This window comes from Curtobacterium sp. Csp2 (genome assembly GCF_013347165.1).
The window spans coordinates 2,320,463-2,343,779 of sequence record NZ_CP054593.1; the positions used below are offsets into that span (position 1 = coordinate 2,320,463).

General features: G+C 71.4%; 17 protein-coding genes and 1 other RNA gene. 10 read left to right on the forward strand and 8 right to left on the reverse strand.

Features of this window, described 5'->3' with window-relative positions:
* The first annotated feature begins 43 nt into the window (after positions 1–43).
* Entirely contained in the window at positions 44–907 is an 864-nt protein-coding gene (locus HUN59_RS11280) for a Nif3-like dinuclear metal center hexameric protein (RefSeq protein ID WP_174778394.1), read from the forward strand.
* A complete protein-coding gene (locus tag HUN59_RS11285) occupies positions 904–1,638 on the forward strand; it encodes a zinc ribbon domain-containing protein (RefSeq protein WP_174778395.1) in 735 nt (244 codons plus the stop codon). Before HUN59_RS11280 ends, HUN59_RS11285 begins: the two co-directional genes overlap by 4 nt.
* A gap of 136 nt (positions 1,639–1,774) precedes the next feature.
* Here the strand turns inward: HUN59_RS11285 and rnpB are convergent.
* The 3 genes from rnpB to map form a co-directional block, all read right to left on the reverse strand.
* An RNA gene (rnpB, locus tag HUN59_RS11290) (RNase P RNA component class A) lies at positions 1,775–2,131 on the reverse strand.
* A gap of 167 nt (positions 2,132–2,298) precedes the next feature.
* Entirely contained in the window at positions 2,299–3,054 is a 756-nt protein-coding gene (gene ppgK / locus HUN59_RS11295) for a polyphosphate--glucose phosphotransferase (protein ID WP_174778396.1), read from the reverse strand.
* 14 nt (positions 3,055–3,068) lie between these two features.
* A complete protein-coding gene (gene map / locus HUN59_RS11300) occupies positions 3,069–3,932 on the reverse strand; it encodes a type I methionyl aminopeptidase (protein ID WP_174778397.1) in 864 nt (287 codons plus the stop codon).
* Positions 3,933–4,390: 458 nt separating this feature from the next.
* On the opposite strand from map, the gene HUN59_RS11305 reads away from it, so the two are divergent.
* From HUN59_RS11305 to HUN59_RS11330, 6 genes are all read left to right on the forward strand, one after another.
* A complete protein-coding gene (locus tag HUN59_RS11305; protein WP_058741329.1) occupies positions 4,391–4,570 on the forward strand; it encodes an SPOR domain-containing protein in 180 nt (59 codons plus the stop codon).
* A gap of 36 nt (positions 4,571–4,606) precedes the next feature.
* Positions 4,607–5,944: a glutamine synthetase family protein gene (locus tag HUN59_RS11310; RefSeq protein ID WP_058741328.1), complete on the forward strand. Its 1,338-nt coding sequence runs from the start codon at positions 4,607–4,609 to the stop codon at positions 5,942–5,944.
* A gap of 21 nt (positions 5,945–5,965) precedes the next feature.
* On the forward strand, positions 5,966–8,938 hold the full coding sequence (locus tag HUN59_RS11315; protein ID WP_174778398.1) for a bifunctional [glutamine synthetase] adenylyltransferase/[glutamine synthetase]-adenylyl-L-tyrosine phosphorylase: 2,973 nt from the start codon (positions 5,966–5,968) through the stop codon (positions 8,936–8,938).
* Between the two features lie 515 nt (positions 8,939–9,453).
* Entirely contained in the window at positions 9,454–11,070 is a 1,617-nt protein-coding gene (locus HUN59_RS11320) for a glycosyltransferase family 2 protein (RefSeq protein WP_174778399.1), read from the forward strand.
* Positions 11,063–12,601, forward strand: a complete 1,539-nt coding sequence (locus HUN59_RS11325) for a glycoside hydrolase family 26 protein (protein ID WP_174778400.1) — start codon at positions 11,063–11,065, stop codon at positions 12,599–12,601. Before HUN59_RS11320 ends, HUN59_RS11325 begins: the two co-directional genes overlap by 8 nt.
* Positions 12,598–14,028 carry a UDP-glucose dehydrogenase family protein gene (locus HUN59_RS11330; RefSeq protein ID WP_058741324.1) on the forward strand — a complete coding sequence of 477 codons (1,431 nt, stop codon included), beginning with the start codon at positions 12,598–12,600 and terminating at the stop codon, positions 14,026–14,028. Before HUN59_RS11325 ends, HUN59_RS11330 begins: the two co-directional genes overlap by 4 nt.
* Before the next feature lie 507 nt (positions 14,029–14,535).
* Here HUN59_RS11330 and glnA read toward each other — a convergent pair.
* Positions 14,536–15,960, reverse strand: a complete 1,425-nt coding sequence (glnA, locus tag HUN59_RS11335) for a type I glutamate--ammonia ligase (protein ID WP_058741323.1) — start codon at positions 15,958–15,960, stop codon at positions 14,536–14,538.
* Between the two features lie 144 nt (positions 15,961–16,104).
* Here glnA and HUN59_RS11340 point away from each other — a divergent pair, with 144 nt between their 5' ends.
* Complete coding sequence (locus HUN59_RS11340) at positions 16,105–16,575, forward strand: RDD family protein (RefSeq protein ID WP_174778401.1); 471 nt, start codon at positions 16,105–16,107, stop codon at positions 16,573–16,575.
* 269 nt (positions 16,576–16,844) lie between these two features.
* On the opposite strand, the gene HUN59_RS11345 is transcribed toward HUN59_RS11340, so the two are convergent.
* On the reverse strand, positions 16,845–17,558 hold the full coding sequence (locus HUN59_RS11345; protein WP_174778402.1) for a DUF4191 family protein: 714 nt from the start codon (positions 17,556–17,558) through the stop codon (positions 16,845–16,847).
* A gap of 76 nt (positions 17,559–17,634) precedes the next feature.
* On the opposite strand from HUN59_RS11345, the gene HUN59_RS11350 reads away from it, so the two are divergent.
* Entirely contained in the window at positions 17,635–18,531 is an 897-nt protein-coding gene (locus HUN59_RS11350; RefSeq protein ID WP_174778403.1) for a hypothetical protein, read from the forward strand.
* A gap of 138 nt (positions 18,532–18,669) precedes the next feature.
* Here the strand turns inward: HUN59_RS11350 and sucB are convergent, their stop codons facing one another.
* From sucB to HUN59_RS11365, 3 genes are all read right to left on the reverse strand, one after another.
* Positions 18,670–20,178, reverse strand: a complete 1,509-nt coding sequence (gene sucB, locus HUN59_RS11355) for a 2-oxoglutarate dehydrogenase, E2 component, dihydrolipoamide succinyltransferase (RefSeq protein ID WP_144801354.1) — start codon at positions 20,176–20,178, stop codon at positions 18,670–18,672.
* 72 nt (positions 20,179–20,250) lie between these two features.
* Positions 20,251–21,624, reverse strand: coding sequence for a dihydrolipoyl dehydrogenase (gene lpdA, locus HUN59_RS11360; protein ID WP_058742515.1), 1,374 nt, complete (start codon positions 21,622–21,624; stop codon positions 20,251–20,253).
* A 153-nt stretch (positions 21,625–21,777) separates the two neighbouring features.
* Positions 21,778–23,259 (reverse strand): leucyl aminopeptidase, encoded by a 1,482-nt coding sequence (locus HUN59_RS11365; protein WP_174778404.1) that lies wholly within the window; start codon positions 23,257–23,259, stop codon positions 21,778–21,780.
* Between the last annotated feature and the right edge of the window lie 58 nt (positions 23,260–23,317).

Consider the following 23,317-nt stretch of genomic DNA (forward strand, 5'->3'; position numbering starts at 1 on the left):
GGTCCCGGCGCTCGGCCGCCAGCGCGCTCGGTAGACTGACGGGATGCCGACGCTCCGCGAACTCCAGGCCGTCATCGAGGACCTGTGGCCCGCCGCGGGAGCGGAGTCCTGGGACAGCGTCGGACTCGTCTCCGGCCGCGCCGACCAGCCGATCGAGCACGTGCACCTCGCCGTCGACGCCGTCCCCGCGACCGCGCACGAGGCGGTCGAGGCCGGCGCCGACCTGCTCCTCACCCACCACCCCCTGCTCCTGCGCGGCGTGACGACCATCGACGAGTCGACCGTCAAGGGGAACGTCCTCGCGACCCTCGTCCGCGGCGGCACGGCCCTGCTCGCGGCACACACCAACGCCGACGTCGTGACGACCGGCACCTCGGCGGTGCTCGCCGACCGACTCGGACTGGTCGACCAGCGTCCGCTCGAACCCGGTGCCGACCCCGCGACGGGCCTCGGCCGCGTCGGGACCCTGCCCGCGCCGACGACCCTCGGTGCGCTCGCCCGCGCTCTCGTCGACCTGCTCCCGCCGACCGCCACCGGCGTCCGGGTCTCCGGTGACTTCGACCGGCCGGTGCGCACCGTCGCGCTCTGCGCCGGCGCGGGGGACTCGCTGCTCGGCAACCCCGCCGTCCGGGCCGCCGACGTCTACGTCACGAGCGACCTCCGGCACCACCCCGCGTCCGAGTTCCGCGAGCAGGCACTGCTCGGCGACGGTCCAGCCCTGGTCGACACCTCGCACTGGGCCACCGAGTGGCTCTGGCTCGACGTCGCCGCCGAACAGCTCCGGCGCGCCGCCGGGGTCCGCGTCACCGTCAGCGAGCTCCGCACCGACCCGTGGGACTTCGCCGTCCTGCCCGCGGCCGAGCCGGTCGCGCCCACCACCCCCGCCTCCGAAGGAGACCGACCGTGAAGGCAGCACCCGAGGACCAGGTCGTCCTCCTCGACCTCCAGCGCCTGGACAACGACGTCACGCGCCTGACGCACCGCATCACCGCCCTGCAGAAGGGTGACCGGCTGACCGAGCTCGGCACCACCGCCGCCGGACTCCGCGCGGAGCTCGCCGCCGCGACCGGCCGGGTCGAGGACGCCGAGCGCGACCTCGCCCGGCTCGAGTCGGACACCGCGACCGCGCAGGCCCGCATCACGCGCGACACCACCATGCTGCAGAACGTCTCGAACGCGAAGGACGCCGCCGGCCTGCAGAGCGAGTTGGAGTCGCTGCAGCGCCGCATCGGCGACCTCGAGACGGCCGAGCTCGAGGTGATGGAGCAGCTCGACGTGCACCGCGCCCGGGTCGGCGACATCGAGGCACAGCTCGCCGACGTCGAGACCTCGCGCTCCACCCTGGTCGCTGAGCGCGACACCGAGATCGCCCGCGTCGAGGCCGACCGCGACGCCGCGGTGCAGAGCCGTGCCGCGGTCGCTGCGAAGGTCCCCGCCGACCTGCTCGCCCTGTACGACCGGCAGCGGGCACGCTACGGCTTCGGCGCCTCCCTGCTCCAGGGCGGCGTGTCCACGGCGTCCGGCGTGACGCTCACCAACTCGGACCTGCAGACCATCCGTCAGGCCGCGCCCGACGACGTCGTGCTCTGCCCGGACAGCGACGCGATCCTGGTGCGGACCGCCGAGTCGGGCCTGTAGCCGGCGCGACCACGCGACGGACGGGAGGCACGGTGCCAGCGGGCACCGTGCCTCCCGTCCGTCATGTGCGCGCATGCGCACGTCCTGTGTGGTCTGTGTGCGAACGGTGGTCTGTGTGCGAACGGTGGTCTGTGTGCGAACGGGCCGGCCGTACGCCGGGTTCTGTCCCTCCTCGCGGAGGTGACGGCCATCTCTCTCGGACCGACGTTGCCGTCGGCCTCCAGCGGTCCACCCGAGGACTCAGCGAGCAGCCTCGTCGTCCTCTGTCTGACCTTGCTCCGGGCGAGGTTTACCGAGCGGATCCGGTCACCCGGACCCCTGGTGGTCTCTTACACCACCGTTTCACCCTTACCGACGTCGCCGCCGGCGGTCTGCTTTCTGTGGCACTGTCTCGCGGATTGCTCCGGGTGGGTGTTACCCACCGCCCTGCTCTGTGGAGCCCGGACGTTCCTCGGCACTCCCGGGGGAGTGACGCGACCGTCTCACCGACCCGTTCGCCCTCCGAGTCTACCGGCCGTGCGCGCCGGTCCCTGCGCCGGGTCGCCGAGCGTGCCACTTCTGTCGCGCTCGACGCCCGTCCCCGACCGGTACCGCCCGTTCGGCGCACCGCGCGCGGCGTGTCCTGCGCGTTCGGCGCGCGACCCGCGTCCGCGTCCGCGCTCAGCGCTGCTGCGACCGCGCGGCCAGGGTCGCAGCGCCGATGATGCCCGCGTTGTTGCGCAGGGTCGCGGGGATGATCCCGGCCTGCAGGTCGAGCAGGGGCAGGAACTCCTCGTGGTGCTTCGACACCCCGCCGCCGACGACGAAGAGCTCGGGGGAGAGCAGCGCCTCGAGCGTCGAGTAGTACTTCTGCAGCCGCTTCGCCCAGTGCTTCCAGCTCAGCTCGTCCCGCTCCTTCGCCGCGAACGAGGCCCGCGACTCGGCGTCGTGCCCGTCGATCTCCAGGTGCCCGAGCTCGGAGTTGACGATGAGCACGCCGTCGTTGATGAGTGCCGTGCCGATCCCGGTGCCGAGGGTCGTGACGACCACCAGGCCCGCCTTGCCCTTCGCGGCACCGAACTGCTGCTCGGCGAACCCGGCGGCGTCGGCGTCGTTGACGAAGTGGATGGAGCGGCCGAGCTCCTTCTCGAAGAGGGCCTCGGCCTCGAACCCGATCCACTTCTTCGACACGTTGGCGGCCGACATGGTCTTGCCGTCGCGGACGATCGCCGGGAAGCAGACCCCCACGGGCACGTCCGCACCCGGGGCGAGCTCGTCGAGGATCGACTTGGCCACGGCGACGATGTCGTGGGGCTTGCCGCCCTCGGGGGTCGCCTTCTTGATCCGGTCGGTCTGGAGTTCACCGGTCGTCACGTCGACGATCGCGCCCTTGATGCCCGTACCGCCGATGTCGACGCCGACTGCGAGAGAGGTCATGGGGATGGTGCCTTTCAGGAGACGGTGAGGAGTTCCGCGCCGCGCTCGGTGACGACGAGGGTGTGTTCGAACTGGGCGGTCCAGGACTTGTCGCGCGTCGACACGGTCCAGTCGTCCGACCAGATGTCCGCGTCGATCCCGCCGAGCGTGAGCATCGGTTCGATCGTGAAGACCATGCCCGGCTCGATGACCGTGTCGTAGTGGGGCGCGTCGTAGTGCGGGATGATCAGGCCGGAGTGGAACGCGCGTCCGACCCCGTGGCCCGTGTAGTCGCGGACGACCCCGTAGCCGAAGCGCTTCGCGTAGGCCTCGATGGCCCGCCCGATCACGTTCACCCGGCGGCCGGGGGCGACGGCCTTGATGCCGCGTTCGAGCGCGGTCCGCGTGCGGTCGACGAGGTCACGGACCTCCTGCGAGCCCTCGCCGACGATGAACGTGCGGTTCGTGTCGCCGTGCATGCCGTCCTTGTAGGCGGTGACGTCGATGTTGACGAGGTCGCCCTCCTGCAGCACGGTGTCGTCCGGGATGCCGTGGCAGATGACCTCGTTGAGGCTCGAGCAGAGCGACTTCGGGTACCCGCGGTACCCGAGCGTCGACGGGTACGCACCGTTCGACACGACGTACTCGTGGCCGATCCGGTCGAGTTCGTCGGTGGTGATGCCGGGGCGGATCGCTGCACCGACGGCGTCGATCGCCTGCGAGGCGATCCGCCCGGCGACCCGGATGCGCTCGACCTCGTCCGGGGTGTACGTGTCGCCGAGGCCGTGCTCGTGCGGCTCGGCCCGTCCGACGTACTCGGGGCGCTCGATCTCCCGGGGCACCGCCCGCTGCGGGGAGATCCGGCCGGGGGTCAGGTGTCCGTGTGCGTCCCGGGGCATGCCGACCACTCTATCCGCGCGTGGCGCGCCCCCGTCGCCCCCGTCGCGCCCGTCGCGCCTGCCGCGCGACCGGGTGAGACTCGCGCTGGGGGACGGGACTCGCGCTCCAGGAGGCGAGTCCCGTCCGCCAGCGCGCGTCTCGGGGCGCGCACCCGAGCGCGCGGGGCCCACCCGACCGGCGTGGTCGAGAAGCGACCGCCTGGAGGCCCGGTGCCGGCCCGCCGGACCGGCACCGGGCCTCCAGGCGGTCGCCGTGGGTGCGGGGCGCGGCGGTGCCGCTCCGATCTGCAGGAGCGGCACCGACCTCACGGGCGCAGCGACACCTCACGTCGCGCAGACGGCGTGAGGTGTCGCTCAGCCCGAAACCTCCCAGGCCGTGCGCAGCCGCGCCGCGCGGCCGCGCAGCCGCGCGCCGCCGAGCCCGGCCCACCCGGGCCGCGCGTGGGTACGGTGGCGCCATGAGCGACGAACGCATCGAGTCCCAGTGGTGGTTCAACGAGAAGACGCACGCCGTCGAGCAGGGCCCGCAGTCCCCGCAGCGCGACCGCATCGGCCCGTTCGAGACGCGCGAGGAGGCGCAACACGCCCTCGACCGCATCAAGGCGAACAACGAGCGTTGGGACGACGAAGACCAATAGGCTGAGCATCCCAACTGCTCCACGGAAAGGGCGTCAATGGACAAGCAGACGGACTTCGTGCTCCGCACCATCGAGGAGCGCGGCATCAAGTTCATCCGACTCTGGTTCACGGACGTCATCGGGACGCTGAAGTCGGTGGCGATCGCCCCGGCCGAGGTCGAGGGCGCCTTCGCCGAGGGCATCGGGTTCGACGGCTCCGCGATCGAGGGCCTCACCCGCTCGTACGAGGCCGACGTGCTCGCGCACCCGGACCCCTCGACGTTCCAGATCCTGCCGTGGCGCGGGGAGATCGACCCGACCGCGCGGATGTTCTGCGACATCACGACGCCCGACGGGCAGCCCGCCGTCGCCGACCCCCGCAACGTGCTCAAGCGCACGCTGGCGAAGGCGAGCGACCGCGGCTTCACGTTCTACACGCACCCCGAGATCGAGTTCTACCTGCTCAAGAGCCGCGACTGGAAGGACGGCGGCCCGCAGCCCGTCGACCGCGCCGGCTACTTCGACAACGTCCCCGGCGGCAGCGCGCACGACTTCCGTCGCCGGTCCGTCCGGATGCTCGAGGACCTCGGCATCTCGGTCGAGTTCAGCCACCACGAGGCCGGCCCCGGACAGAACGAGATCGACCTCCGGTACGCCGACGCCCTGACGATGGCGGACAACATCATGACGTTCCGCACCGTCGTGAAGGAGGTGGCGATCGAGCAGGGCGTCTACGCGACGTTCATGCCGAAGCCGATCTCGGGGCAGCCCGGCTCGGGCATGCACACGCACGTGTCGCTCTTCGAGGGCGACCAGAACGCGTTCTACGAGGCGGGCGGCGAGTACCAGCTCTCGCAGACCGCGAAGCACTTCATCGCGGGCGTCCTGCGTCACGCGCCGGAGATCACCGCGGTCACGAACCAGTTCGTGAACTCGTACAAGCGTCTCTGGGGCGGCGACGAGGCCCCGTCCTTCGTCACCTGGGGCCACAACAACCGGTCGGCGCTCCTCCGCGTGCCGCTGTACAAGCCGAACAAGGGCCAGTCCGCCCGGGTCGAGTACCGCGGCATCGACTCCGCCGCGAACCCGTACCTGGCGTACTCGCTGCTCCTCGCGGCCGGGCTCAAGGGCATCGACGAGGGATACGAGCTCCCGCCGGAGGCCGAGGACAACGTCTGGAGCCTGTCCGACGCCGAGCGCCGCGCCCTGGGCTACAAGCAGCTCCCGGCGAGCCTCGACCACGCCCTCGGCCTCATGGAGGACTCCGAGCTCGTGGCGGAGACGCTCGGCGAGCAGGTCTTCAACTACGTCCTGCTCAACAAGCGCCAGGAGTGGAAGGCGTACCGCGACCAGGTCACGCCCTTCGAGCTCGACACCAACCTCGGCGCGCTCTAGCAGCCCGACTCGGAGCGCCACATGACCGGTCGGACGAGGACGTCCCGTTCCGAGATGGCCCGGTTGGGCTTCGCGGAGCTGTCGGAGAGCCTGGAACGGATCGCCGGCCTGGAGGCACGATTCGGCCCCGACGTGCGGGTGCCGGTCAGCGACGCCCCGGCCCTGTGGGAGTCGACGGCCGACCCGGACGGCGCGCTGCGCGCGCTCGAGCGGCTGCTCGAGCGTGCCCCGGACCAGGTCCGGCCGGTCCTGGCCGACGAGGCCGCGACCGAGCGCCTGGTCCGGCTCCTCGGTGCCTCGGTCGGCCTGGGGGAGTTCCTGCTCCGTCGTCCGGCCGAGACCGCGCTGCTGCTCGACCCGGTGACGGTGCCGTGGACGCAGGAGGCGTACGAGGCGTCCCTCGCCGAGGCCGTCGACGGCACGACCGGCGAGGACGCCCGACTCCGGCTGCGCGTCCGGTACCGCCGACACCTGGCCCAGATCGCGCTCTTCGACGTGCTGCACCCCGCACCGACCGAGGCGTTCCCGGCGGTCGCGGCGGGACTCGCGGACCTTGCCGGTGCCGCACTGCAGACCGCGGTGGACGTCGCCCGGCGCGAGGTCCCGTTCCCCGCGGCCGACGTCGCCGCGACCCCGCTCGCCGTCATCGCGATGGGCAAGGCCGGCGCGCGCGAGCTCAACTACGTCAGCGACGTCGACGTCATCTTCGTCACCGAACCCACTCGCGACGACGACGCGGACACCGGCGTGGGGACCGACCGCGCGGTGCTCATCGCGACCCGGCTGGCGATCGCGGCGACGCACGCGATCACCGACCTCGCGGCCGAGCCGGCCCTGTGGGAGGTCGACGCCAACCTGCGCCCGGAGGGCAAGGACGGCGCGCTCGTCCGGACGCTCGACTCGCACGTGGCGTACTACGAGCGCTGGGCGAAGGGGTGGGAGTTCCAGGCGCTCCTCAAGGCCCGGCCGATCGCGGGCAGCCGGGACCTCGGTGCGCGGTACGCCGCCGCCGTCGCCCCGTTCGTCTGGAGTTCGGCCGGCCGACCGGGGTTCGTCGAGTCCGTGCAGCGGATGCGTGAGCGGGTCACCGAGCACATCCCGGACGCCGAGGTCGACCGGCAGCTGAAGCTCGGGCCCGGCGGCCTGCGCGACGTCGAGTTCACCGTGCAGCTGCTGCAGCTCGTGCACGGGCGGGACGACGAGAGCGTGCGGGTGCGCTCGACGCTCGAGGCGATGGACGCCCTGACGGCCGCCGGGTACGTCGGTCGTCCCGAGGCCGCGCGCTTCGGTCCCGACTACGCCCTGCTGCGGCTCCTCGAGCACCGCATCCAGCTCCGGCGGCTCCAGCGCACGCACCTCATGCCGAGCGACGAGGAGGAGTTGCGTGTCCTCGCCCGGTCGACGGGCCTCGCGACCTCGGCCGCCACGCTCGAGCAGCGCTGGCGCGGCGTCAAGCTCGAGGTGCGCGGGCTGCACGAGCGGTTGTTCTACCGACCGCTGCTGTCCGCCGTGGCCGCGACCGACGGCGAGATCGTGCTGACGAGCGACCAGGCGGCCGACCGGCTCGGGGCGATCGGGTTCGCGGACCCCGCCGGCGCGCTCGGGCACATCCGCGCGCTCACCCAGGGCACGAGCCGGCGCGCCACGATCCAGCGCAACCTGCTCCCGGTGCTCCTCCGTTGGATGGCCGAGGGTCCGGCACCGGACCGGGCGCTGCTGGCCTTCCGCCGGCTCAGCGACACCCTGGGGGAGTCGAGCTGGTTCCTCCGGATGCTCCGGGACTCGTCCGGCGCCGCACACTCCCTGACGACCGTGCTGTCCGAGTCGGCGTTCCTGGCCGGGCTGCTCGAACGCTTCCCGGAGGCCGTGGCCTGGCTCGACGAACCCGAGGCGCTCCTGCGCCCGCGGCCGCTCGAGTCGCTGCTCGCCGAGGTCACCGCGACGACCGCCCGGCACGGGGACGACGTGGACGGTGCCGCGGCGCTCGTCCGCTCCGCCCGCCGCCGTGAGACCCTTCGCCTCGGCATGGCCGCCGTGCTCGGGCACCTCGACGTCGACGCCCTCGGACCCGCGCTGACCGACGTCACCGAGGCCACGCTCGCCGGCGCCCTGACCCTGGCGCGCCGGGACGCCCCCGACGGGCTCGAGTTCGGGATCATCGCGATGGGTCGCTTCGGCGGCCGGGAGCTCGGCTTCGGCTCGGACGCCGACGTGCTCTACGTCCACCGGGCACCCGAGTCGCTGCCGAGCGAGCAGGCATCGCGCGCGGCGCAGGCGATCGTGCGCGAGGTCGCACGACTCACCGACGACGCGATCCACCCGTTCGACCTGGACATCGACCTGCGCCCGGAGGGCAAGAACGGGCCGGTCGTCCGGACGCTCGACTCGTACGGCGCCTACTACGCCCGCTGGTCGCTCACGTGGGAGGCCCAGGCGCTCCTCCGCGCCCGGGGATCCGTGGGGGACACGGCGCTCCTCCGCGACTTCGAGCACCTCGCGGACCGCACTCGCTACCCGCAGCACATCGACGAGCGCGAGGTCCGCGAGGTCCGCCGCATCAAGGCCCGCGTGGAGTCGGAGCGGCTGCCCCGGGGCGCGGACCCGGCCCGTCACCTCAAGCTCGGACGCGGGTCGCTCAGTGACGTCGAGTGGTTCGTGCAGCTCCTCCAGCTGCAGCACGCGACCGACGTCCCGGGGCTCCGGACGACCTCGACGCTCGAGGCCCTGGCCGCCGCGACGGACGCCGGGTTCATCGGGCCGGAGGACGCCGAGCGCCTCGGGGCCGCCTGGCGCTTCGCGTCGCGGACCCGCAGCGCGCTGGTGCTCTGGTCGGGGAAGACGACCGACGTGCTGCCCGTCGACCGGGTGCAGCTCGAGGGAGTCGCGCGGCTCATGGAGTACCCGCCGGGTTCGGCGTCGCAGCTCGAGGACGACTACCTCGGGATCACCCGGCGGGCCCGCCAGGTCTTCGAGCGCGAGTTCTACGGCGCCTGACACGGCGTCGCACCGACCGCGACACGCCCGGGACGACACGTTTCGGCGCAAGGTGACGTGTCGTCGAAAGTGAATTCGCGATGTCGCGCGGCGTCCCCCGTCGTTGCCCGCGGTGTACCCCGTCAGCTCCCGCAGCGGGGATCGTGACCGCACCGTGACCAGGGTCGTCCGGACCGTGTCGGGGAACGTTCCCGCGGATACCCCCGAACAGGGGTGACCACCTGCTGACCGGGGGTTCTTCGTTGAGGTGCACCGTGCCTCCCGGTCGTCTGGCGACCACGTCGTGACGTGCCGCCCGCGTGGACCGGTCCACCCTGTTGCTGTCAGCAGCAGTGCGGACACGGGTGCGGCCTCAAGAGGAGGACATTCATGTACCCCGTAACCTGCCGGAAATGCCCCCGGACGGGGGACGCGTTGCGAGGACGTCCAGGTTCTGTCTCAATGAGGTCACCCGAACCGGCCCAAGGTTCCTCGATGGAGCGGAATCCCCACCTCGAACGTTGAAGCAGGGATCGATGTTCACCTTCATTCTGCAGATCCGGCAGATGGTCGAAGGGCATCCCGAGTTCTACCTGTTCGCCGTGTACTCCGCGGTGATCTGGTTGCTCTGGTTGCTCAAGGTCGTCCTGTCCGCCCGCTACCGCCCCTACACCGGCACCTTCACCGGCACGACCAGCGTGGTCGTCCCCGTGGTGGACGAGCCGATCGACCTGTTCCGTGACGTGATCGGCCGTATGGTCGAGCAGCGCCCCGGCGAGATCATCGTCGTGATCAACGGCGCCCGGAACGCCGCGCTCGAGGCGGTCTGCGACGAGTTCGCCCCACTCGTCCGCTGGACCCACACGCCCATCCCGGGCAAGCGCAACGCGGTCAAGGTCGGCACCGAGATGTCCACCGGCGACATCACCGTGCTCGTCGACTCCGACACCGTCTGGACCGACGGCACGCTCGAGGAGCTCCTCAAGCCCTTCGCCGACGACTCGGTCGGTGGCGTGACCACCCGCCAGCGCATCCTCGAACCGACGCGCTCGTGGATCACCCGCTGGGCGGACTGGCTCGAGAACTCCCGCGCGCTGTACTCGATGCCCGCGCAGAGCGTCCTCGGCCAGATCGGCTGCCTGCCCGGACGGACCATCGCGTTCCGCCGGAGCATCCTCGTCCGGGTCATGGACCGGTTCATGCACGAGAAGTTCATGGGCGTGTTCCTCGAGGTGTCCGACGACCGGACGCTGACGAACCTGACGCTCAAGGAGGGCTTCCGGACCGTCTACCAGTACACGTCGCTCGTGTACACGGACGCCCCGCTGCAGGTGAAGAAGCTCTTCAAGCAGCAGCTCCGCTGGGCCCGCGGCTCGCAGTACAACACGCTGCGGATGCTGCCGTGGATGCTCGGCCACGCGCCGATCCTTGCGGTCTTCTTCCTGACCGACATCATCCTGCCGTTCATGCTGTTCGGCGTCATCGCCGGCTGGATCTACCGCGGGCTGACCGGGCAGGGCGAGAACCTGTACCAGGGCATCCTGCAGCAGTACGGCTTCTCGACGGGCTTCCTCTACGTCGCCGGCCTGATGGTCGTGTCGAGCGTGTTGAGCATGGCGATCCGGCAGATGCGCCACCTCGCCGAGAAGCCGAGCGACTTCTTCCGCCTGCCGATGTTCATCATCGTGTCGACGTTCTTCCTCATGCCGATCCGGCTCATCGGCTTCTTCCGCCTGGCGCACGCGTCCGGCTGGGGGACCCGGGCCGGTGCCTACGCCGGCGGGCCGATGGAGGAGGACCCGGCGCAGCCCCAGGGCGCACTCGGCTCTGCTCCGGTGAGCCCCGTGGACGCGGCCCTGCCGGCGGCCGTCGACCCCGACCAGGCCGCGGCCGACCGGGCCTTCGACGAGATCTTCGGCACGGAGACGGCATCAGGTGCCACGGCGTCCGGAACACTCTCGGGCACCGCCACCGGGTCGACCGCGACCGTCCTGACCACCCGGCGCGCGGCCACCGCCGCTGCTCCGGCCGGTACCGCGTCGTCCGCCGCCCGACCCACCCCGACGAAGACCCGTCGCTACAACCCCTACGCGGCGATCCCGTACTGCATCGGGTTCGCGATCTTCGCCCTGGAGGCGTTCCTCATTGTCTGACCTCATCCGATCCACCAGCACGTGGTGGGCCCAGTCCAGCAAGCACGCCCGTCGCACCGCGATCGGGACGACCGCGATCGTCCTCGTCCTCGGTCTCATCACCTGGACCGTGTGGGTGTCGCCCTCCGGTCCGGTCTCCACCGCCGTCAGCGAGGCGCTCGGTGTCACGCCGCCCGCCGCGAAGAAGGTCTCCGCGACCGAGCTGCAGACGAAGCTGACGGCGGCGCAGAAGCAGGTCTGGGCGCTCCAGGGCAAGCTCGACTCGTCCAGCGCCCAGGCCGGCTCCCGCGCCGAGGAGATCGCGAAGCTCAAGCAGCAGATCGCCTCGCTGCAGTCCGACCTCGGTGCTGCGAAGAGCGCCGCTGCCGGGTCGGCTGCAGCTGCCGCTGCGGCCGAGAAGGGCGGGTCCGGCTCCGGGGCCGGTGGCTCCGGGGCCGGTGGCTCCGGCTCCGGCTCCGGCTCCGGCTCTGACGGCGCGCACGGCGGGAACGCCGCCGCAACGAACACCGGTCCCTCGAAGGACCCGGTGACGACCGAGCCGATCAGCACCCCGTCCAAGGCGCAGGTGCTCGCGCAGCAGTCCCGGTGGTACGGGCTGTACACGACGCAGGCGCCGTTCAACTGGTCCGAGTACGACCGCGTCTCGCAGGAGGTCGGCAAGGCCACGAACATGGTCGGGTTCTTCCAGGGCTTCGACCAGGACTTCAACCAGACCGCGGTCCAGCGCTCGTGGGCGAACGGCCGCCTGCCCATGATGACGTGGGAGACCGTCCCCGCGAAGACCGGCAACGACCAGGCCTTCGTGCCGGGCTACACGAACCAGGACATCGTCTCCGGCAAGTTCGACGCCTACCTGACGAAGTACGCGCAGGACCTCAAGGCGAACGGGATGCCGCTCGTCATCCGGCTCGACCACGAGATGAACGGCTCCTGGTACAACTGGTCCGAGGGGACGAAGCAGCAGAACGCCGCCGGCTCCTACGTCGCGATGTGGCAGCACGTCTGGAACGTCTTCCAGGCGAACGGGGCGAACGACTACGTCATCTGGAACTGGTCGCCCTCGCGCATCGACAAGCTCGGCAACCCGAAGTACCAGACGCTCGACTACATGCGGCAGTACTACCCGGGCGCGCAGTACGTCGACTGGGTCGGGATGTCCGGCTACTACCGCACCGCCACCGAACAGCCGACGTTCCAGACGACCTTCGGTGCCACGCTCGCGCAGATCCGGAAGATCGCCCCCGGCAAGGGCATCGTCCTCAACGAGATCGGCGCGACCGAGACCGGTGGCACCGTGACCGACAGCCAGAAGTCCCAGTGGATCACCTCGCTGTTCGACGCACTGGCGGACCCCGCGAACCGGGACATCATCGGCTTCGCGTACTTCAGCCAGGTCGCCACGACCATCGTCGACGGCACCAGGACCACCAACGACTGGCGCCTCGACTCCCGCGCCGACAGCCTCGCGACGTTCGTCAAGGGCATCGCACGCAACGACATCGACTACGACCTGCAGGAGGTCTCCAAGTGACCGCTCCGAAGAAGGCGAGCACCCCGTCCGCCGACACCCGTCCCGCACCGGTGATCAGCGTCATCGGCACCGGGTACCTCGGCGCCACCCACGCGGCCGCCATGGCCGAGATGGGCTTCGAGACCATCGGCGTGGACGTCGACCCCGCGAAGCTCGCGGCCCTGTCCGCCGGCGAGGTCCCGTTCTACGAGCCCGGCCTGCCCGAGCTCATCACGAAGCACGTCGCCACCGGCAAGCTCCGCTTCACCGCCTCGATCGCCGAGGCCGTGGCCGCCGCCGACGTCCACTTCGTCTGCGTCGGCACCCCGCAGAAGGCGGGCTCGCACGCCGCCAACCTGTCCTACGTCGAGAGCGCCACCCGCGGCGTCGCCGAGCACCTCACCCACCCGGGGCTCATCGTCGGCAAGTCGACCGTCCCGGTCGGCACCGCCGAACGTCTGCGCGGCATCGTCCGCGAGTTCACGCCCAGCGGGATCGACGCCGAGCTCATCTGGAACCCCGAGTTCCTCCGCGAGGGCAAGGCCGTCGACGACACCCTGCACCCGGACCGCCTGGTCTGGGGTGGTGCCTCCGCCGCGGCCGACGCCGTGATCCGCGAGGTCTACGCCGCACCGATCGCCGAGGGCACCCCGGTCATCACGACCGACCTCGCGACCGCCGAGCTCGTCAAGGTCAGCGCCAACGCGTTCCTCGCGACGAAGATCTCGTTCATCAACGCGATCTCCGAGATGTGCGCCATCACCGGCGCCGACGTGACGACCCTCGCGGACGCCCTCGGCCACGACGCCCGCATCGGCCGGAAGTTCCTGAACGCCGGACTCGGCTTCGGCGGCGGCTGCCTGCCGAAGGACATCCGCGCGCTCATGCACCGCGCGAACGAGCTCGGTGCCGGCCGGGTCGTCGGCCTCATGCAGCAGGTCGACGAGATCAACATGGGCCAGCGCGAGCGGGTCATCGACATGACCATCGACTCGCTCGGTGGCTCAGTGCTGAACCGTCGCGTGGCGGTCATCGGCGCGGCGTTCAAGCCCCTCACCGACGACGTCCGCGACTCGCCGGCGCTCAACGTGGCGGCCGCCCTGCACCTGCGGGGCGCCCAGGTCACGCTCTGGGACCCGGAGGCGAACGAGACCGCCCGCCGCTCCTTCCCGACCCTGACCTACGCCGGGTCGAAGGAGGCCGCGGTCGAGGGTGCCGACGTCGTCCTCGTCCTGACGGAGTGGGACGACATCACCGGCGCCGACCCGGTCGCCCTCGGCGCGCTCGTCGGCCGCCGCGCGGTCATCGACGCCCGCAACTGCCTCCCGGTCGCCGACTGGGTCCAGGCGGGGTGGTCCGTCCGTTCCCTGGGACGACCCACACCGGTCACGGGTGCACCCGTGAGCCCTGCGGCGGGCGCCGCCGACGTGCTGGCGACGGCGCGCTAGGCGTCCACCGCCCCGAGACGGGGCCCGTGCCGGGGCGGCGCGGGCCCCGTCTTCGTGCGCGCGGGGTGCGCGCGGTGGGGCGCGCGCATTGCTGTCCCGCGCGTCGGGTGCCGTTCCGCGCGTGGGAGGCCGATCCGCGCAAGGTGGGTCGTTCCTCCCGACCTGCAATGCGCGATCCGGCATCGCACGTCGGGTGCGATGGGCAGGAACGCACAGGCGACCGGCCTGGAGGCGCGGGGTGCGTCCGCCAGGCCGCCCCGCGCCTCCAGGCCGGTCGCCACCGCACCACCTGCCGGACGGTACCTGCCGGCACGCAGAAGGGCCCCGCACCGAGTCTCGGTGCGGGGCCCTTCGTGCGCGGTGGGATCAGACCCCCGTGCGCACAGCGCGAGTGTCTGGACGGGATCCGGAGATCAGACCCCCGTGCGCACAGCGCGAGTGTCTGGACGGGATCCGGAGATCAGACCCCCGTGCGCACAGCGCGAGTGTCTGGACGGGATCCGGAGATCAGACCCCGAAGTACAGCTCGTACTCGAACGGGTGCGGACGCTGCGCGAGCGGGAGGATCTCGTTCTCACGCTTGTAGTCGATCCACGTCTGGATGAGGTCCTCGGTGAAGACGTTGCCCTTCGTGAGGAACTCGTGGTCCGCCTCGAGCGCCTCGAGCGCCTCGTCGAGGGAGCCCGGCACCTGCGGGATGCCCTTGGCCTCCTCCGGGGGGAGCTCGTAGAGGTCCTTGTCGACCGGCTCGTGCGGCTCGATGCGGTTCTGGATGCCGTCGAGGCCCGCCATCAGCTGCGCGGCGAAGGCGAGGTACGGGTTGCCCGAGGCGTCCGGCGCGCGGAACTCGATGCGCTTGGCCTTCGGGTTCGTGCCCGTGATCGGGATGCGGATCGCAGCGGAGCGGTTACCGGCCGAGTAGACCAGGTTGACCGGGGCCTCGAAGCCCTTCACCAGGCGGTGGTACGAGTTGATCGAGGGGTTGGTGAACGCGAGCAGCGCCGGGGCGTGCTTGAGGATGCCACCGATGTACCAGCGCGCGAGGTCGGAGAGGCCGCCGTAGCCGTTCTCGTCGTAGAACAGCGGCTTGCCGTCGTTCCAGAGCGACTGGTGGGTGTGCATGCCCGAACCGTTGTCGCCGAAGAGCGGCTTCGGCATGAACGTGGCGACCTTGCCCCACTGGTCGGCCGTGTTCTTGACGATGTACTTGAACTTCAGGATGTCGTCCGCGGCGTGGACCATCGTGTCGAACTTGTAGTTGATCTCCTGCTGGCCGCCGGTGCCCACCTCGTGGTGCGAGCGCTCGAGCTCGAAGCCCGCCTCGATCAGCTTGAGCGTGATGTCGTCGCGCAGGTCAGCGGTCTTGTCGACCGGGGAGACCGGGAAGTAGCCGCCCTTGTACGGGGTCTTGTTGGCGAGGTTGCCGCCCTCTTCCTCGCGGCCGGTGTTCCAGGCGCCCTCCTCGGAGTCGACCGAGTAGAACGACTTGTTCTGGGTGACCGAGTAGCGGACGTCGTCGAAGATGTAGAACTCGGCCTCGGGGGCGAAGAACGCGGTGTCCGCGATGCCGGTCGAGGCGAGGTACTTCTCGGCCTTCTTGGCGACCTGGCGCGGGTCACGGCCGTAGATCTCGCCGTTCCGCGGGTTGTAGATGTCGAAGATCATGATCAGCGTGCGCTCGGCGCGGAACTGGTCGATGTACGCCGTCGTCACGTCCGGGATGAGCTGCATGTCCGACTCGTGGATCGACGCGAAGCCGCGGATCGACGAACCATCGAAGAGCTGGCCGACGGAGAAGAAGTCCTCGTCGACCGTCGACGCCGGGATGTTGAAGTGCTGCTGGACACCGGGCAGGTCCGTGAACCGGATGTCGAGGAACTTGACGTCCGTGTCCTTGATGAAGGCGAGCACCTCGGAGGAATCGCTGAACATGTGTGTCGATCTCCTGGGGGTATGGGGGATGTCTTCGAGTGCCACCGGGTGCACCCTCCGACGAGGCTATTGACACCGGGTTTCCCGGACATGACTGCATTGTTTCGCGCGTGTTACGTCCCGGGGGTCGCCTACGCTGGAGGCATGGCTCCCAGCACCACTCCGCCCTCCGCCGCCGCCGCGAACCCCGGTGGCGCGCACCCGGACGGGTGGCCCGGGAAGGACCTCGGTCTCCCGGAGGAGGGGCCGCGGAGCGTCGGTCGCATCGGCCGACGCATCGTCGCGCTGCTCATCGACGGTGTGCTCGCGGACCTCGTGGCGTTCGTGACCGGTGTCTGGTCGCCCGTCGCAGGGTCCGGGGACATCACGCACACCTGGGTCCAGCTCGCCATCTTCGCGGTCCTGCAGGTGCTGTTCATCTGCACGTTCTCGGGGTCGTTCGGGCACCTGTGCGTCGGGCTGCGGGTCGTGCCGATCCGCGGCGGGTACGTGGGTGTGTGGCGCCCGGTGGTCCGGACGCTGCTGCTGTGCATCGTGGTGCCGGCGCTCATCATCGACCGGGACAGCCGGGGTGCGCACGATCGCATCGCGGGGACGGTGCTCGTCCGGCGCTGACACGCGGCAGGCGCGGTTCCGGCACGGGCGCGGCTCCGGGACGGGCACGGTTCCGAAGCGACGATGGAGCAGAAGACGTCGCATTCCCCGGCGCGACCCGACGGTTGCTGCTCCATCGACGGCGCACCCGAGCCCTGGGCCGGTGCACATGACGGAGCCGGCCGGGCCCGCGCCGCCCGCCCGTCCCAGCGCTCGGCACGACGAAGGCCCCCGACCTGGCACGGTCGGGGGCCTTCGCACCTCCTGAGGACCGGGGGAGCCGGGGTCGATCAGCGCGGACGACCCGCGCGGGCCTTCATCGGGTCCATGCCCTTGGGGATCGCCGACGCCGGGCTGTGCGTCAGAGAGTCGAGACGGTTCGCGACCGCAAGGACCTCGTTGCGGTTGAGCGCCTTCTTGTACTTGTTCATCGCACGCGGCAGCTTGTGGAGTGTCACACCGTCCGCGTCGTCGTCGACGTGGACCACGTGCACGGGGACGTTCGGGACGATGCGCTGGACCTTCCGGCGCTCCTCGTCCACCTGGCGCTTGAGGTTGCCGCGCTGCCCCTCGGTGATCAGGACGACACCGGGGGTGCCGACGGCACGGTAGACCGCGGCCTGCGACCGGCCGTGCACCGCGACGGGCATCTCGCTCGAACGCCACTGCCGACGCAGCGAGTTCGAGAGCACCGCGCCGACCGCGCCGGGCTGCCCGGCGATCTGCGAGTACGCGGCGCGCTCGGCCAGACGGCCGAGGACGATCAGGAAGAGCAGCACACCCAGCAGGACGCCCGCGACGATCCACAGCGTGACCGCGAGCCAGTTCTGGCCGGGGAGCAGGAGGGCGAGCAGGACGCCCAGCACGACGGGGCCGACGAAGGCGAGGAGGAACCACCACACCGACTTCGGGTCTGCCCGGCGGGTCATGGTGAAGACCTGGTACATCTGCTTGAGACGACCCGGCTCCTTCGCCGTCGTACCTTGAGAACTGCTGCGTGCCATGCGACCAGGATACGGCCTGCGCCACCACCCGCAGACCGCGGACGGTCAGGCTGTGGGCGAACGGTTCCGTCCACAGGTGGGCAGCATCGGACTGGAGGCACGCCCCGTCTCCGCCACGCTCGTCACCATGACGAAGCCCTCGACGCCCGCTGCGGGTCCGGTGACCACGGCGGAGACCGACCGCTGGTGCGGTTCCGTGGACCCGACCGCCTTCGCCCGCTGGCTCGCGGACCGCGCCGTCGGCGCCGGACCGCACCTCGCGCCCGTCGTCGCGGTCGGACGCTGTCCCGCCGGACACCTCGCGGCCCGGGTTCTCCGCCCGGCGGCGCTCCCGTTGGACCGGGCGTTCGAGGAGCTCGGCGTCCCGACGAGCGGCGTCGCGGTCACCGTCTCGGTGCCGTTGCTCGAGCTCGCCGCGACCGCCCGTGCCGGCGCCCTCGAGCTCGGGGCGTTGGGTCCGGACGACGTCGGGCTGGACGACGCCGGTGCCGTGCTCGTGGTCGACCGCCCGCCGGGGGCGGCCCGGTGCTGCGGGGACGAGTCCGACGCGGAGCCGTTGCACGGGCGCCGGTCGGATCCGGACGGGCCACGGCAGCTCGTGCTCGCGGCCCGGACGGTCTGGGACCGTGTCGACGCGCAGGACCCGGCTCGTGGCGTCGTCGACCCCCTGCTGGACGGGGTCGTCGACGCCGATGGTCCCACGCTCCGGTCCGTCGTCGAGCAGGTCCTCGGCGCAGCGGCACCCCGCCCGGTGCGCTGGGCGCGAGGGACCCCGGCCGTTGCCGACCTCGAGTTCGCCGCCCCGCCGCCGGCACCTGCCGACGAACCGCTCGACCGGGTGCTCCGGGTGGTGCGCACGGTGCTCGAACAGGGCGTCCCGGTCGGTCGAGGTCGGCGGATCGGACTGCGGCGCGTCGTCGTCGGGGTCGCCGTCGCGAGCGGCCTCGGCGCCGTCGCGGTCACCCTCGGCTGACCGCACCGCACCCTCGGCAGCGGCCCGCGCGCGGGTGGCGGCTCAGGTGAACCGGAACGGCCCCGGTCCCACGAGGGGACCGGGGCCGTCGGGCCTGCTGGTCAGGACCGCTGATCGGGCGCTCCCGACCAGGCGGCGTCAGTAGCCGAGGTTCGGGGCGAAGTTGCCCTCCTCGAGGCGGTTCTTCACCGCGACGAGGTACCGCGAGGCGTCCGCACCGTCGATGATGCGGTGGTCGTACGACAGCGCCAGGTAGACGAACGAGCGGATGGCGATGGCCTCCTGGCCGTCGACCTTCACGACCGCCGGACGCTTCGTCACGATGCCCGTGCCGAGGATCGCCGACTGGGGCAGGAACACGACCGGGGTGTCGAACAGGGCGCCGCGCGAACCGGTGTTGGTCAGCGTGAACGTCCCGCCGGCCAGCTCGTCGGGCTTGAGCTGGTTGTTGCGGGTGCGCTCGGCCAGGTCCGCGATCGACTGCGAGAACTGCGCCAGGTTCAGCGACGCAGCGTCCTTGATGACCGGGGTCAGCAGGCCACGCTCGGTGTCCACCGCGATCGAGACGTTCTCGGTGTCCGGGTAGACGATCTCGTCGCCGTCCACGGTCGAGTTGATCTTCGGGTGGGCCTTGAGCGCCTCGGACGCCGCGAGGGCGAAGAACGGCATGAAGCTGAGCTTCGAGCCGGTCTTCTCGAGGAACTCGGCCTTGTGCGCGTCGCGGAACTGCGCGACCTTCGTCACGTCGACCTCGACGACGCTCGTGAGCTGTGCGGTCGAGGTCATCGACTGCACGGCACGCTCGGCGACGACCTTGCGCAGGCGCGTCATCTTCTCGCGGGTCCCGCGCAGCGGCGAGGTCTCCGCGACGAACGGACCGCTCGGGGCAGCAGCGGCGCCACCGGCCGGTGCGGCCGACGACTTCGCCTGCTCGGCGGCGGCGAGGACGTCCTCCTTGCGGATGCGTCCGCCGACCCCGGAGCCGGAGATCGTCGACAGGTCGACGCCCTGCTCGTTGGCGAGCTTGCGGACCAGCGGGGTGACGTAACCCGAGGCCGCGCCGTCCTGCGTGGGCTGCGGCACCGACGCGGACGCAGCAGCACCGGTCGGGGCGGCGGCGGGAGCGGGAGCGGCTGCCGGAGCGGGCACCGCTGCCGGGACGGCGGCGGGCGGCGGGACCGGGGCGGCCTGCGGCACCGGCGCGGCGGCCGGGGGAGCGGACGGCGCCTGCGGAGCAGCCGGCTGGGTCTGACCGTTCTCGGTCGGGTCCGGACGCTGGGGCTCGGGAGCCTTCGCCTCTTCCGGCTGCTCGGTGCTCGGCGCGGTCTCCGGCTCGGTCGCCTCGGCGGCGGCCTCGTCGGAACCCTGCGAGCCCTCGGCGTCGCCGGAACCGGAGTCACCGGAGCCCGAGCCGTCGCCGATCTTCACCAGGGCGGTGCCGACCTCGACGGTCTCGTCCTCCTGGACCAGGATCTCCTCCACGACGCCGGCGACGGGCGACGGGATCTCGGTGTCGACCTTGTCGGTCGAGACCTCGAGCAGCGGCTCGTCGACCTCGACGCGGTCACCGACGTTCTTCAGCCATCGGGTGACCGTGCCCTCGGTGACGCTCTCGCCGAGCGCCGGGAGGTTGACGGATTCGCTCATCGGGTGGGCTCCTGTTCGCGGATTGCTGTGGTGGTGGTTGTCATTGTCTCGGTGCGCACGTCGACGTGTCCGTCAGAGCGCGTGCAGCGGCTTGCCCGCGAGGTGGAGGAACGCCTCGCCGAGCGCCTCGTTCTGCGTCGGGTGGGCGTGCACCAGGGGAGCGATGTCCTCCGGGTAGGCCTCCCAGTTCACCGCGAGCTGCGCTTCGCCGATGAGCTCGCCGACGCGGGCACCGATCATGCTGACGCCGACGACCGGCCCGTCGACGACCCGGACGACCTTGACGGCGCCGGACGTCCCGATGATGTGGCTGCGGCCGTTGCCGGCGAGGTTGTACTCGTACGTGTCGACCTTGTCGGCGCCGTACTGTTCCTCGGCCTTGGACTGGGAGAGCCCGACCGACGCGACCTCGGGGTCGGAGTAGGTGACCTTCGGGATGTTCGTGTCCGAGATGACGACCGGGTTCAGGCCCGCGATCTCCTCGGCGACGAAGATGCCCTGCTGGAAGCCGCGGTGTGCGAGCTGCAGGCCGGGGACGATGTCGCCGACGGCGTAGACGTTCGGCAGGTTGGTCGCGAGGCGCTCGTTCGTGGTGACGAACCCGCGGTCCATCGCGACGCCGACCTCGTCGAAGCCCATGTTCTGGGTGAGCGGGCCACGGCCGACCGCGACGAGCAGGACGTCACCCTCGAAGGTCTTGCCGTCCTCGAGCGTCACGACGACGCCGTTCTCGTGCTGCTCGACGCCCTGGAAGCGGATCCCGAGCGAGAACTCGATGCCGCGCTTGCGGAACGCGCGCTCGAGCTGCTTCGACATCGACTCGTCCTCAGCCGGGATCAGGTGGGGCAGGCCCTCGACGATCGTGACCTCGGCACCGAAGGACTTCCACACGCTGGCGAACTCGACGCCGATCACGCCGCCGCCGAGGATGACGACCTTGTTCGGCACGTAGTCCATCTTGAGCGCGGTCTCGGACGTGATGACGCGGCCGCCGATCTCGAGCCCGGGCAGGGACTTCGAGTACGACCCCGTGGCGAGCACGACGTTCTTGCCGGTGACGGTCTGGTCGCCGACCTGAACGGTGTTCTGCGAGGTCAGGCGGCCCCAGCCCTCGACGACCGTGATGCCGCGGGCCTTGACGAGCCCCTGCAGGCCCTTGTACTTGGAGCTGATGACGCCCTGCTGGTACTCGATGACCTTGGGCACCTCGACGCCGGCGAACTCGGCGACGACGCCGTACTTGTCCGCTTCGCGCGTGGCGTCCGCGACCTCGGCGGCGTGCAGCAGCGCCTTGGTCGGGATGCAGCCGCGGTGCAGGCAGGTGCCCCCGAGCTTGTCTCCCTCGATGAGCGCGACGCTCATGCCGAGCTCAGCGGCCCGGAGCGCAGCGGCGTAACCACCACTGCCGCCACCGAGGACCACGACGTCGTAAGTCTGTTCCGTCACCTGGTGCAACTCCCTCGTGCGTGTCGAGGTCCTGGTCGGACCCCACTGGACACCGCGGCGGCGGCGTCCGACGGTCGGACCGCATGGTTCCGGTCCCGTCCCGCTGGTTCCGGCGGGGGCGCGTCGGTGCGCTGCCCCGCCGGGACCAACCTACTACTTGGACTGCAGCTCTTCTGCGAGCCCGATGAGCGTACGGACCATGACACCGGTCGCGCCCTTGCCGAGCCAGCCGTAGCCGCCACCCTTGTGCTCGGACGGCCCCGCGATGTCGAGGTGCGCCCACGGCACGCCCTCGCCGACGAAGCGCTCGAGGAACTTGCCCGCCAGGAGCATGCCGCCCGACGGGTTGCCCACCGTGGCGTTGACCATGTCGGCCACGTCGCTCGCGAGCCGGGCGTCGAGCTCCTCGGGAAGGGGCATCGGCCAGATCGGCTCGGCGACTGCGTCCGCGACCGCGCGGACCCGTGCGACCAGGTCGTCGCTGCCCATCAGACCGGTGGTCCGGTCGCCGAGCGCGACGACCTGCGCGCCGGTCAGGGTCGCGACGTCGACCATCGCGTCGGGCTGCTCGAGCGACGCCGCGGCCATGCCGTCGCCGAGGACGAGCCGGCCCTCGGCGTCGGTGTTCGTCACCTCCACCGTCTTGCCGTTCTTCAGCGTGAGCACGTCGCCGGGGCGGGTCGCGGAGCCCGACGGCATGTTCTCGGCGAGGCACAGCCAGGCCGTGACGCGCGTGTCGAGTCCGAGTCGCGCGGCGGCGACGGTCGCGGCGAGGACGGTCGCGGCGCCGGCCATGTCGGTCTTCATGCCGAGCATCGACGCGGCGGGCTTGAGCGACAGGCCGCCCGTGTCGAACGTGATGCCCTTGCCGACGAGCGCGAGGTGCTTCGTCGCGGCGGCGGGCTCGTAGCGCACGACGACGAGCCGCGGCGGACGCTCCGAGCCGCGGCCGACGCCCAGGATGCCGCCGAAGCCCTGCTCCTCGAGCGCGTGCTCGTCGAGGACCTCGACGGTCAGCGGGAGCCCCTCGGCCTGGGCGACGGCGACGTCGGCCAGGTCGGCGGGACCGAGGTCGCCCGCTGCGGTGTTCACGAGGTCGCGCACGAGCGCTGCGGCGTCGGCGACGATCGCCGGGCGGACGGTGGCGTCGGCGGGCACGTCGGCGGGGGAGACGACCTCGATGCGCTGGTCGCCGCGGGTCGGGCCGGTCGTGCCGGCGCCCTTGTGCCGGGTGAACGCGTAGGCGCCGAGTGCCGCACCCTCGAGCGCCGCGGCGACGAGCTCTGAGGAGTCGGTCGGCAGCGCGAGGGCGATCGCGTCGACGTTCGGGAGCTGTCGGACGGCGCTGCCGGCTGCTGTGCGGATCGCGGCTGCGTCGACGGTCGAGCCGAGGCCGACGAGGGCGACGCCCGCAGCCGCGACGCCGGTGCCGGGCAGACGGACGAGCTGGTCCTTGGCGCCGGTCGCTCCGACGGTGGTCAGGTCGAGGTCGGCGAGGGCGTCGACCGTCCCCGCAGCGCTCGGCGCGAGGGTGGGGGAGCCGCCGTCCTTGCCGGGCAGGACCCCGAGGACGAGGACGTCGGCGGAGACGTCGGACGGGGCGGTGGAGGTGGTGGAGAGCGTCGGTCGGACCATGACGCCAGCCTATCCAGCGCCTGTTCGCCGACAGCGTGGCCGTGGACGACGGGGCCGT

Bases quoted from the DNA above. Each gene is read 5' to 3' on its own strand.
- HUN59_RS11280 (WP_174778394.1), top strand. From the start codon at position 44: ATGCCGACGCTCCGCGAACTCCAGGCCGTCATCGAGGACCTGTGGCCC.
- ppgK (WP_174778396.1), bottom strand. From the start codon at position 3,054: ATGACCTCTCTCGCAGTCGGCGTCGACATCGGCGGTACGGGCATCAAG.
- map (WP_174778397.1), bottom strand. From the start codon at position 3,932: ATGCCCCGGGACGCACACGGACACCTGACCCCCGGCCGGATCTCCCCG.
- HUN59_RS11305 (WP_058741329.1), top strand. From the start codon at position 4,391: ATGAGCGACGAACGCATCGAGTCCCAGTGGTGGTTCAACGAGAAGACG.
- HUN59_RS11310 (WP_058741328.1), top strand. From the start codon at position 4,607: ATGGACAAGCAGACGGACTTCGTGCTCCGCACCATCGAGGAGCGCGGC.
- HUN59_RS11315 (WP_174778398.1), top strand. From the start codon at position 5,966: ATGACCGGTCGGACGAGGACGTCCCGTTCCGAGATGGCCCGGTTGGGC.
- HUN59_RS11320 (WP_174778399.1), top strand. From the start codon at position 9,454: ATGTTCACCTTCATTCTGCAGATCCGGCAGATGGTCGAAGGGCATCCC.
- glnA (WP_058741323.1), bottom strand. From the start codon at position 15,960: ATGTTCAGCGATTCCTCCGAGGTGCTCGCCTTCATCAAGGACACGGAC.
- HUN59_RS11340 (WP_174778401.1), top strand. From the start codon at position 16,105: ATGGCTCCCAGCACCACTCCGCCCTCCGCCGCCGCCGCGAACCCCGGT.
- HUN59_RS11345 (WP_174778402.1), bottom strand. From the start codon at position 17,558: ATGGCACGCAGCAGTTCTCAAGGTACGACGGCGAAGGAGCCGGGTCGT.
- sucB (WP_144801354.1), bottom strand. From the start codon at position 20,178: ATGAGCGAATCCGTCAACCTCCCGGCGCTCGGCGAGAGCGTCACCGAG.
- HUN59_RS11365 (WP_174778404.1), bottom strand. From the start codon at position 23,259: ATGGTCCGACCGACGCTCTCCACCACCTCCACCGCCCCGTCCGACGTC.